Here is an 11876-nt window from a genome sequence, read left to right as displayed (position 1 = left end):
CCGCGGGCGGGCGCCCCACGCCGAAGCCGAGGTCGGCGCGGCACACACAGCTTTGACGCAGGGTCTTCCACAAGGCAGGAGTTAGGTGAGCACCATGTTGAACGGGTCCAGCGACTCGGGAGAGTCCAACGTGCAGGCTGGGCCGGATCGTGACGACAGCCCCGAACTGCCGTCACTCGGTCCGGATTTCAGGGAACTGCCGGACCTCGAACAGCGCAGGGTCCTGTTCGACCTGGTACGCGCACACGTCGCCGCGGCGCTGCGGTCCGAGTCACCGCGCACACTCGACGCCGAGAGCTCCTTCCTCGACCTGGGGCTGGACTCGCTCGCGGCGGTCAATCTGCACCGCGGACTGGTGGCGGCCACCGGGCTCACGCTCGAGGTGTCGCTCGCCTACGACTACCCGACGCCCAGCGAGCTGGTGGACCACCTCCACCGGCAGATCTTCCCCGTCGCCACGGACGACACCGCCCCCGCGCGTGCCGTCGTGGGCTCCGACGACCCCATCGCGATCGTCGGGATGAGCTGCCGCTTCCCCGGCGGCGTCAACAGCCCCGAGGACCTGTGGAAGGTCGTCTCCGAGGGCGTGGACGCCATCACCCCGTTCCCCACCGACCGGGGCTGGGACCTGGAGGCGCTCTACAGCCCGGACCCGGACCAGCCCGGCACCAGCTACGCGACCGAGGGCGGATTCATCCACGACGCCCCCGAGTTCGACGCGGAGTTCTTCGGCATATCGCCGCGCGAGGCCCTCGCCATGGACCCGCAGCAGCGGCTGCTGCTGGAGACCAGCTGGGAGGTCTTCGAGCGGGCCGGCATCGATGTGACCAAGCTGCGGGGGAGCAGGACCGCCGTCTTCACCGGCGCGGAGCACCACGACTACGGTCCCCATCTGCAGAGCACCAAGAGCGGCCTCGAGGGCTATGCGCTGACCGGTATCGCGGGCAGCGTCGCCTCCGGGCGCATCGCCTACACCTTCGGCTTCGAGGGCCCGGCGTGGACCGTGGACACCGCGTGCTCCTCGTCGCTGGTCTCCCTGCACCAGGCGGCGCACTCGCTGCGCCAGGGGGAGTGCGATCTGGCGCTCGCCACCGGTGTCGCCACGATGCCGACCCCGGGTGACTTCATCCTCTTCAGCCGCCAGCGCGGACTCTCCTCCAACGGGCGCTGCAAGGCGTTCGGCGCCGAGGCCGACGGTACGTCATGGGCCGAGGGCGTCGGCGTCCTCCTGGTGGAGCGGCTTTCGGACGCCCGGCGCAACGGCCACGAGGTGCTGGCGATCGTGCGTGGCTCCGCCGTCAACCAGGACGGCGCCAGCAACGGTCTGACGGCCCCCAACGGGCGTTCCCAGCAGCGTGTCATCCGGCAGGCACTGGCCAACGCCGAACTGACCGCTGACCAGATCGACGTGATCGAGGCGCACGGCACCGGAACCTCGCTCGGCGACCCCATCGAGGCGCAGGCGCTGATCGCCACCTACGGCGAGAGCCGCCCGGAGGGGCAGCCGGTGTGGCTGGGCTCCCTCAAGTCGAACATCGGCCACACCCAGGCGGCGGCCGGTGCGGGTGCCGTCATCAAGATGGTGATGGCCATGCGCCACGGCATCCTGCCCAAGACGCTGCACGTGGAGGTGCCGACCCCGCACGTGGACTGGTCGTCGGGCGGCGTGGCGCTGCTCGCCGAGCAGCGCGCCTGGCCGGAGACCGGACAGCCACGCCGTGCCGGTGTCTCCTCGTTCGGCATGAGCGGCACCAACGCGCACGCCATCATCGAGCAGGCCCCGCCGCAGGAGCCCGCCCCCGCCACGGACGACGACGCCGACGCGGACACGGCCTCCCAGCCCGTGTCGTGGCTGGTGTCCGCCAGGAGCGAGGAGGCGCTGCGGGCGCAGGCCGCGCGGCTGCGCGAGCACGTGGTGCGCCACCCCGACGCGCGCCCGGTCGACGTCGGATGGTCGTCCGCCATGACGCGTGCCGCACTCGAGCACCGTGGCGTGGTGGTGGCCTCCGACCGTGAGGGGCTGCTGCGCGGCCTCGCGGCGCTCGCCGAGGACACCGACGCACCGGGTCTGGTGCTGGGCAGGTCCATGGCGCAGCGCGTGGCGTTCCTGTTCACCGGCCAGGGCGCCCAGCGGCTGGGCATGGGCCGCGAGCTCTACGAGACCTACCCGGTCTTCGCCGACGTCTTCGACGAGGCGTGTGACTACCTCGAGGTGCGCCTCGGCACCTCCGTGCTCGACGTGGTCTTCGGCCCCGAGGACGACGACGCGGCCGCCACCGGTGACGAGCTCAACCAGACGATGTTCACCCAGGCCGGGCTGTTCGCCTTCGAAGTGGCCCTGTTCCGCCTGCTGGAGTCCTGGGGCGTGCGCCCCGACTTCCTGATGGGGCACTCGGTGGGCGAGATCGCCGCGGCCCACGTCGCCGGGGTGCTGTCCCTGGAGGACGCGTGCGCCCTGGTGGCGGCCCGCGGACGGCTGATGCAGGAACTGCCCGAGGGTGGCGCCATGGTGGCCGTCCAGGCGTCGGAGCAGGAGGTGGCCGAGAGCCTGGAGGGCCGCGAGGACAAGGTCTCGCTGGCGGCGCTCAACGGCCCCACCTCGGTGGTGCTCTCCGGCGACGAGGACGCGGTGCTCGAACTCGCCGCCCACTGGGAGGCCCAGGGCCGCAAGACCAAGCGGCTGCGGGTGAGCCACGCGTTCCACTCCCCCCGGATGGACGCCATGCTGGAGGAGTTCGGCCAGATCGCCGCCTGCCTGGCGTACTCGGCCCCGGCCATCCCGGTCATCTCCAACGTCAGCGGCGAGGTCGCGGGCGCCGAACTGGCCACCCCCGAGTACTGGGTCCGCCATGTGCGCGAGGCGGTCCGCTTCGACGACGGCATGCGGCAGCTCGCCGACCAGGGCGTGACGACCTGCGTGGAGCTCGGCCCCGACGCCGTGCTGACCGCGATGGGCCAGGACTGCCTGGACGCCGTGGGCGCCGACGCGGCCTTCGTGCCCCTGGCCCGCTCCGGGCGCGCCGAGGCCCAGACGCTGGCGGAGGCGGTCGCCACCCTGTACGCGAACGGCGTCGGCGTGGACTGGGACGCGGTGTACTCCGGGCGCGGCGCACGCCGGGTCGCCCTGCCGACCTACGCCTTCCAGCACAAGCGGTACTGGCTCGAGTCGGGCGGCGCCGTGTCCGGCGACGCCCGGAGCGTGGGCCTCGGCAGGGTGGACCACCCGCTGCTCGGCGGCCTCACCGAACTGGCCGAGGGCGACCGTACGGTGCTGACCGGGCGCCTGTCGCTGCAGACTCACCCGTGGCTCGCCGACCACGCGGTGGCCGGCGGAGTGCTCTTCCCCGGCACCGGATTCGTGGAGCTGGGCCTGCTCGCGGGCACCGAGACCGGGGCGGGGCGGCTCGGCGAACTCACCCTCGAGACCCCGCTTCTCCTGCCGGAGCAGGGCGGCGTCCGGGTCCAGCTCGTGGTCGGCCCCACCGACGAGTCCGGTGTACGGCCCCTCGGCGTGTACTCGCGCTCCGACAGCGACGAACCGGGGGAGGAGTGGGTGCGGCACGCCCAGGGCGTCCTCGAGGCCGACAGTGGCGCCGCGGTCACCGACAGCCTGCTGCAGTGGCCCGTCCCGGGTGCCGAGCCGGTGCCGATGGAGGGCTTCTACGAGGGCCTGGCCCAGGTCGGTTACGGATACGGGCCGGTCTTCCAGGGGCTGGAGTCGGTCTGGCGGCTGGACGGCGACGTCTACGCCGAGGTGGCGCTGCCGGACTCGGCCGCCCAGGAGGCCGGACGGTTCGGTCTGCACCCCGCCCTGCTCGACGCCGCCCTGCACGCCATGGAGATGGGCGACTTCGGCGGCGAGAGCGGGCGCGTGACGCTGCCGTTCTCCTTCACCGGCGTCACCCTGCACGCGGTGGGCGCCGGACGGGTGCGGGTGCGGCTGCGCCCGCAGGGCAAGGACACGGTCGCGCTGCTGGTGACCGACGCCACGGGCGCTCCCGTCGCCTCGGTGGAGTCGCTGGTGGTGCGCGAGGTGGCGGCCGAGCGGTTCGCGTCGGGGCCGCGCGGCAACGGTGGCGACGGAACACTGTTCCGGGCCAACTGGGACGTGTTCGGCGCCGCGCGCGGTGGCAACCACACCGTGGACGGCGCGTCCACGGCGGTGATCGGCGCCGACCGGGCGCGGGTGGCTGAGCTGCTCACCGCCTCCGCCGTCGAGCACACCGAATACGCCGGGGTGGACGCGCTCGTCGCCGCCGTCGACGAGGGTGGAGCGGTGCCCGACGTGGTCTGGGCCTGGTGCGGCGCCGGACCGGACGTCGAGAATCTCGCCGACGCCGCCCGCAAGGCGACCCACCGGGCGCTGGCCCTGGTGCAGTCCTGGCTCGCGGAGGACCGGTTCGACGGGGCCCGGCTGGTGGTCGTCACCAGCGACGCGGTCGCGACGGGGCCGGGCGAGGGCGTCGCCGGACTGTCCAACGCCGCCGTCTGGGGACTGCTGCGCTCGGCCGCCACGGAGAACCCGGGCCGGATCCAGCTGGTGGACATCGACCGCCATGCCGAATCGGCCACCGCGGCCGCCGGTGTGGTGACGGCCGCGATCGCGGCGGGCGAGCGCGAGGTGGCGCTCCGCGCGGGCCAGGCGCTGATCCCACGGCTCGCCAGGAACGCGGCCGGGCGGGTCCTCGAGGCCCCCGCCGGCACCGCGGCGTGGAAGCTCGGCACCACCGGCGGCGGCACCCTGGACAACCTCTCGCTGCTGCCCGACCCGGCGGCGGAGGCGCCGCTGGCCCCCGGGTACGTGCGGATCGCGGTGCGTGCCGCCGGTCTGAACTTCCGTGACGCGCTGATCGCCATCGGCATGTACCCCGACGACCACGCCACCATGGGCGGCGAGGGCGCCGGTGTGGTCCTGGAGGTCGGCCCGGGCGTGACCGACCTGGCCCCCGGTGACCGGGTCATGGGCATGATCAACGCCTCGTTCGGGCCCATCGCGGTCGCCGACCGGCGGCAGATCGTCCGCATGCCGCGCGGCTGGACGTTCGCGCAGGGCGCGTCGGTGCCGGTGGTCTTCCTGACCGCCTACATCGGCCTGGTGGAACTCGGCAAGCTGCAGGCGGGCGAGTCCATCCTGGTGCACACCGCCACCGGCGGCGTGGGCATGGCGGCCGTGCAGCTCGCACGCCACCTCGGCGCCGAGGTGTACGCCACGGCCAGCCCCGGCAAGTGGGACACCCTGCGGGCGATGGGATTCGACGAGAAGCACATCTCCTCCTCCCGTGACCTGGACTTCGAGCGGCGCTTCATGGAGGCGACCGGCGGCCGGGGCATGGACATGGTGCTGGACTCGCTCGCCCGCGAGTTCGTCGACGCCTCCCTGCGGCTGATGCCCAGGGGCGGGCGGTTCCTGGAGATGGGCAAGATCGACGTGCGCGACCCCGAGGTCGTCGCCCAGGACCACCCCGGGGTGAAGTACACCGCGTACGACCTGGTCGTGGCCGACTACGACTGGGTCCAGCGGATGCTCGTCGAACTGGTCGAGCTCTTCGACAGCGGTGCGCTGCACCCCCTCCCGGTGACGGCATGGGACGTGCGCCGGGCCCCGGACGCGGTGCGGTACATCAGCCAGGCCCGGCACATCGGCAAGAACGTGTTCACCATGCCCCACGCCCTGAACCCCGAGGGTTCGGTGCTGGTGACCGGTGGCACCGGCGGCCTGGGCCGCGAGGTGGCACGCCACCTGGTGGCCGAGCGCGGAGTGCGCAACCTGGTCCTGGTCTCCCGGCGCGGGCCGGACGCGGAGGGCGCCGCCGACCTCAAGGCCGAACTGACCGAGGCGGGCGCGTCGGTGACGCTGGCGGCCTGCGACGTGGCCGACCGCGCCTCGCTGGAGCGGGTGCTGTCCGGCATACCCGCCGACCACCCGCTGACCGCGGTCGTGCACGCGGCGGGCGTACTCGACGACGGTGTCATCGACACCCTGTCGCCGAAGCGGATCGACGCGGTCTTCGAGCCGAAGGTCGACGCGGCGTGGAACCTGCACGAGCTGACGCGGGACATGGACCTGGCGGAGTTCGTGATGTTCTCCTCCGTCGCCGGTGTGTTCGGCAGCCCGGGACAGGGCAACTACGCCGCCGCCAACTCGTTCCTGGACGCGCTCGCCGCACACCGGCGCGGCCTCGGCCTCCCGGCGGTATCGCTGGCCTGGGGACCGTGGGAGCAGGCCGGCGGCATGACCGGCACCCTCAGCCAGGCGGACATGGTGCGCATGGCACGCGAGGGCATGGCGGCCCTGTCCATGGCGGGCGGTCTGCGTCTGCTGGACGCCGGCGGCACGAGCGAGGACGCCCTGCTCGTTCCGATGCGGCTGGAGACCTCGGCGCTCAGCGGCCAGACCGACATCCCCACCCTGCTGCGCGGTGTGGTCCGGGTGCGGAGCAAGGCGGCGGCCGACGGGAAGGCGGCCGCTCCCGAATCGGCCAAGGTGCGGCTTGCCGGTCTGTCCGGAGCCGAGCTCGACCGGGCGCTGCTCGACCTGGTGCGCGGCAGCGCGGCGATGGTGCTCGGGCACAGCGGCGCCCAGTCCATCGAGCCCGACCGCTCCTTCCAGAACCTCGGCTTCGACTCACTGGCGGGCGTGGAGTTCCGTAACCGGCTGAACTCGGCCACCGGGCTCCGCCTCCCCTCCACGCTGATCTTCGACAACCCCACGCCCGCGGCGCTCGCCGAGTATCTGCGCGGCCGGGTCGCGACGGACGGCCCGGCCGAGCCGGACGTCGATCCGGAAGAGGCCAGGATCCGTGCCCTTCTGACGTCGATTCCGCTGGAGCGGCTGCGCCGCGCCGGTCTGCTCGACACGCTCACCGAGCTGGCGAGCGGCAAGGACCAGGCCGAGAAGGACACCGAGGAGAAGGAGACGGACTCCATCGACGCGATGGACGACGACGACCTGATCGACATGATGCTCGGGGATCTCGATACCTGACGGCCTGCGAGTCCCCCCGGAGACCTCCGGGGGGACTCGCGGTCCCGGGCCACATCTCGCAGAGCGTCGGCGTCGCGGGTGGCTCTCACCCCAAGAGACTTCAAGAAGAAGAAAGGCTCAGTGAAACCCGATGACCGCAAAGGTCTTTGCGACGGAAGCGGTGCATTCGCTTCCCGAGTTCGAACAGAGGGCCCTGGCCATCGCCGAAGCGCTCCGCGAGCGCGGAGTCAGCGACGGCACCCGGGTCATGCTGAAGGCGGGCAACTCCGCCGGCTATGTCGGGGCCCTCCTCGCCCTGATGCACACCGGCGCGTCGATCGTCATGGTCGACCACCAGGAGCGGGCGGAGTCCACCCAGCGCATCTGCGACCGGGCCGGGGTCAAGATCTGCGTGGTCGACGACGACACCCCGATGCCCGAGAGCGGCCCGGCCCGGGTCACCATCTACGAGCTGCTCGTGGCGTCCATGGAGCAGACCGCCGCCGAGCAGCGGCTGTCCCTCGACACCTGGTGCGAGCTGCCCGACGGCCTGATCATGTGGTCCTCCGGGTCCACCGGGGAGCCCAAGGGCGTCGTCAAGACCGGGGCGAAGTTCCTGAAGAACCTGGAGCGCAACGCCCAGCAGGTGGGCCACCGCCCCGATGACGTCCTGCTGCCGCTGCTGCCCTTCTCCCACCAGTACGGGCTGTCCATGGTGCTCATCGCCTGGCTGGTCAAGTGCTCGCTGGTCATCGCGCCCTACCGGCGGCTGGACCGGGCGATGACCATGGCGGGCACCTGTGGGGCCACGGTAGTCGACGCCACCCCGGCCAGCTACCGCAGCATGCTCAACATGATCGGCCGCAAGCCCGCCCTGGCGGACGAGCTCTCCGGTGTCCGCATGTTCTGCAGCGGGGCGGCCCCGCTGGACCCCGGCCTGGTCGCCGACTACGTCAAGCGGTTCGGACTGCCCCTGCTGGACAGCTACGGCAGCACCGAGGCCGGGAACGTGGCCTTCGCGACCGAGGACAACGTGGTGGCCTGCGGACGGGCCGTCGAGGGCCTGAAGCTGCGGATAGTCGACGACGAGGGCGCCGTGCTCACCTCCGGCGAGGTCGGGGAGATCCAGGTCCACTCGCCCGACCTGATGGAGGGCTACCTGGCGGAGGACGGCACGGTCGCCCCCGTAGACCCGGCCAAGACCGACTGGTACCCCACCGGCGACTTCGGCTATCTGGACGGCGGGGACAACCTCTTCGTCCTCGGCAGGAAGGCGGCGGTGCACCGCAACGGCCACACGCTCTACCCCGAGATCATCGAGCACAAGCTGGCCGCGGGCGGCTGCCTCGTCAAGGTCGTCCCCGTTCCCGACGAACAGCGCGGCTGCCAGCTCTTCTTCTTCGTCGAGGACGAGCAGCAGCGGGAGCCGCGGCACTGGCGGGAGCCGATCACCTCCCTGCTGCCCGACTTCGAGCACCCCAACCGCATTCACGTCCTGGAGCGATTCCCCCTGAACCGGAACGGCAAGCCCGACAAACGACAGCTCGAGCAGCTGGCTCTCGACCTGGCTCCGGGAGCGAAGGCATGACGGAGCAGCAGACCACCGAGCCACAGGCCACGGAGCCGGGGACATCCGATCCGGGGACATCCGATCCGGAGAGCAGCCGTACGGCGATGGTCTTCCCCGGAATGGGGCCCTTCCGCTTCACCGACGTGGGCGAGTTCCTGCTGACCAACCCCCATGCCCGGCGGCGGCTCGCGATCGCCGACGAGGTGGTGGGGTACTCCGTGTTCGACCGGTACCGCCAGTCGGACGCCGACGAGGAGGCGCAGTACGCCGAGCACACCCAGATCGCCTTCCTGACCGTCTGTCTCTCCCTCGCCGACTGGGCGGAGGAGACGCTGGGAGAGCGGCCCGAGCTGTGCGCCGGACCGAGCTTCGGCCAGCGGGCCGCGGTGACCTACGCGGGGGCCCTGCCGTTCGAGGAGACCGTGCGGCTCACCGCCGAACTGGCGCGCTGCGAGGAGGAGTACTTCCGGCAGGAGCACCGTGAGGCGGTCACCCACTGCGTGATCCACACCCCCGAGGAGCGGCTTCAGGAGGCGCTGGCCGAACTGGACGCCGAGGGGGAGTGGCACGACGTCTCCGGCTACATCGACCAGGGCTTCTACCTCGTGTCCCTGCGTGAGCCCGTGCTCGACCGGTTCAAGAAGCGGATCGGCGAGCTCGGCGGATACAACATGTACACGATGTGGCCGCCCGTGCACGCCCCGGCGTTCGGCGCCCTGCGCCGCAAGGCGGAGGAGGAGGTCCTCGGCACCTTCGAGGTGGCCGATCCCAAGCTGCCGGTCGTCGCCGACCAGAACGGCGCGCTGCTGACCGGCGCGGATGGTGTGCGCACCATGCTGCTCGACACCTTCAACCGCCCGATCCGCTGGCCGGACATGGTGGACACGATGCGGGAGCACGGCATCACCAAGGTCTGCATCGCGGGCCCGGACAATCTCTTCGGCCGGGTGAACCGCACCGTGGACAACTTCGAGGTCGTGGCCATCGACGCCCGCAAGGCGATGCGCCCGCGTGTCCGGCAGAGGAGTGCCCGCCGGGCGAGGCGGTGAGGGAGGCGCTGCCGCCCGGGCAGCGCCCCCTGTGTAATTGACTGATCGATCTCCTATCGGGCGATGCTCGTCGACGCCGAACAGAACCGGGAGGCGGCGCGGACGAAGCTGGACATCCCGGTGCCGGCGCTCGGCGGCGACGCGTTCATCGGCGACCGGAACGAGGTCCAGATGCGGCTCCTCGCCCATGACGTCACCGGCCATGTCTCCGAGGCCGGACACGACCTTGCCGAGGAGGTGCCGGACGAGGTGGCCGATGTACTGCTGACGTTCCTGAACGACCGGCTCACCTGCCCCGAGTCGGCTGCTCATGTGCTCTCTTGTGGTGACTCGGGAACTGTAGGAGAGTGACCTTATGGGGACCAAGCAGTACACGGGCTCGCCCGAGGACGCCGACCTGATGCGCGCGGACTCGTTGGCGAGGGAGATCTTCGCGGATGTCGCCAACAAATGGGCGTTCCTGATCATCGAGTTCCTCGGTGAACGAACCCTGCGCTTCAGCGAGTTGCGGAATGAGGTCGAGGGCATCAGCCACAAGATGCTCACCCAGAACCTGCGCATGCTGGAGCGCAACGGCCTGGTCGAGCGGAAGGTGCACCCCACCGTGCCGCCACGGGTCGAGTACACCCTCACCGAAGCGGGCCGGGCCCTGCGCGCGACGGTCGATGGAATGTGTGGCTGGACGCATACGTACCTCGGTCATATCGAGGAATCCCGCCGCCGCTTCGACGCCTGAACGAGCGGAGCACCCGCCCGAGCCGCGCGGTGGCCCCACGAGAGGTGGGGCCACCGCGCGGCCCCGCTCAGTCGAGGACCGCGGTGGCTTCGATCTCGACCAGATGCTCGGGTACGTCCAGCGCGGCGACGCCCAGCAGCGTGCCCGGCGGGACCGGGGTGACCCCCAGCTTCGCGGCCGCCCGCGCGGCTCCCTCCAGGAACTGGGGCATCTTGTCGGGGGTCCAGTCGACGACGTAGACGGTCAGCTTCGCCACGTCGTCGAAGGAGCCACCGACCTCGGCCAGAGCGGTGGCGATGTTGAGGTAGCACCGCTCGACCTGAGCGGCGAGATCACCTTCGCCGACCGTGACCCCATCGGCGTCCCAGGCCACCTGCCCGGCGATGTGGATCAGCCTCGACCCGGTCGCGATCGACACCTGTCGGTACGCGTCGATCTTCGGCAATCCGCTGGGGTTTACCAGGGTGATGGCCATGCTGCCTGCCTTCTCGTCATGGGAGCCCACGGGCTCGCTCGCTGCCACGGAATCCAAGAGCCCGCGCTCTCTCGTGGTTACTCGGAAACCGTAAGAGAGTGAACTCTGACATGGAAGAACGCACTTTTCGGTGACCGAGGAACCTTTTGGTGACCGAAGGGGTGAAGCGGCTCGCGTACCGGTTGCACGGACGTCCGGCCTTCCGGGCTTGTCATGTACGGGCTACAGTGGGATGCGTGGGAGCGCTCCCAAACTCCAGGCGCTCCCGATCCTCCCGACCAGCCGAAGGATCTCCCATGACCTCCACACCACACCGCGCCCTGGCCGTCGCCGCGGTGGCCGTGGCGGTGGCGCTGGCCGCCCCGGCCGCGCCACGGGCCTCGGCACAACCGGCGGCCTGTGCCGCCAACGGCTTCTGCGAGGACTTCGAGTCGCAGACCGGGACCGCCCCCGCGGGCCGATGGACCACGGCCGTCGCCAACTGCTCGGGCACCGGCAACGCCACCGTGGACACCACGATGGCTCACGGCGGCACCAAGTCGGTGCGGATCACCGGCAAGGCGGGGTACTGCAACCACGCCTTCGCCGGCACCTCGCTGTCCGGCCTGCCATCCGGCGGCGACCTCTACGCCCGCTTCTGGGTCCGCCACACCACCGCACTCCCCGCCCAGCACGTCACGTTCGCCGCGCTGCGCGACGCCGACGACAACGGCAAGGATCTGCGCATGGGCGGCCAGAACAAGGCGCTCCAGTGGAACCGCGAGTCGGACGACGCCACCCTCCCCGCCCAGAGCCCGGCGGGCGTCGCGCTCAGCACCCCTCTGCCCGTCAACACCTGGACGTGTCTGGAGTTCCGCCTCGACCGCACCGCGGGCCGCCTGGACACCTGGGTGAACGGCGGGCTCGTCACCGGCCTCGTGGTCGACGGCACCCCGACCCAGGACGTCGACCAGCAGTGGCTGAACCGGGGCGGGTGGCGGCCCGCCCCGGCCGATCTGCGGCTGGGCTGGGAGAGCTACGGCGAGGGCGACGACACCCTCTGGTACGACGACGTGGCCGTCGGCACCTCGCGTATCGGCTGC

The 11876-nt window shown here is 71.5% G+C and carries 6 protein-coding genes and 1 pseudogene; 6 read left to right on the top strand and 1 reads right to left on the bottom strand.

The window, feature by feature from the left end; translation table 11 throughout:
* Positions 1-85: 85 nt before the first annotated feature.
* From GWI24_RS03720 to GWI24_RS03700, 5 genes and pseudogenes are all read left to right on the top strand, one after another.
* Complete coding sequence (locus GWI24_RS03720) at positions 86-6985, top strand: SDR family NAD(P)-dependent oxidoreductase (RefSeq protein WP_374103271.1); 6900 nt, start codon at positions 86-88, stop codon at positions 6983-6985.
* A 130-nt stretch (positions 6986-7115) separates the two neighbouring features.
* Positions 7116-8552: a class I adenylate-forming enzyme family protein gene (locus GWI24_RS03715; RefSeq protein WP_210944457.1), complete on the top strand. Its 1437-nt coding sequence runs from the start codon at positions 7116-7118 to the stop codon at positions 8550-8552.
* Positions 8549-9583 carry an ACP S-malonyltransferase gene (locus tag GWI24_RS03710; RefSeq protein ID WP_210944456.1) on the top strand — a complete coding sequence of 345 codons (1035 nt, stop codon included), beginning with the start codon at positions 8549-8551 and terminating at the stop codon, positions 9581-9583. Before GWI24_RS03715 ends, GWI24_RS03710 begins: the two co-directional genes overlap by 4 nt.
* A gap of 54 nt (positions 9584-9637) precedes the next feature.
* Positions 9638-9934: pseudogene (locus GWI24_RS03705) on the top strand (alpha/beta fold hydrolase); the annotation flags it as partial.
* Positions 9935-9938: 4 nt separating this feature from the next.
* Positions 9939-10319 carry a helix-turn-helix domain-containing protein gene (locus GWI24_RS03700; RefSeq protein ID WP_164424830.1) on the top strand — a complete coding sequence of 127 codons (381 nt, stop codon included), beginning with the start codon at positions 9939-9941 and terminating at the stop codon, positions 10317-10319.
* A 67-nt stretch (positions 10320-10386) separates the two neighbouring features.
* Here the strand turns inward: GWI24_RS03700 and GWI24_RS03695 are convergent, their stop codons facing one another.
* A complete protein-coding gene (locus GWI24_RS03695; RefSeq protein WP_210944455.1) occupies positions 10387-10794 on the bottom strand; it encodes a RidA family protein in 408 nt (135 codons plus the stop codon).
* A gap of 296 nt (positions 10795-11090) precedes the next feature.
* Between GWI24_RS03695 and GWI24_RS03690 the strand changes: the two genes are divergently transcribed.
* Positions 11091-11876 (top strand): hydrolase (locus GWI24_RS03690; protein ID WP_210944454.1); only part of this gene is annotated, 786 nt, incomplete at its 3' end.

Origin of the sequence: Streptomyces sp. MK37H (genome assembly GCF_018035285.1) — a bacterium.
Classification (GTDB): domain Bacteria; phylum Actinomycetota; class Actinomycetes; order Streptomycetales; family Streptomycetaceae; genus Streptomyces; species Streptomyces endocoffeicus.
Note: the sequence above shows the minus strand (reverse complement) of the source record. Positions and strands in the feature narration are given on the sequence as shown.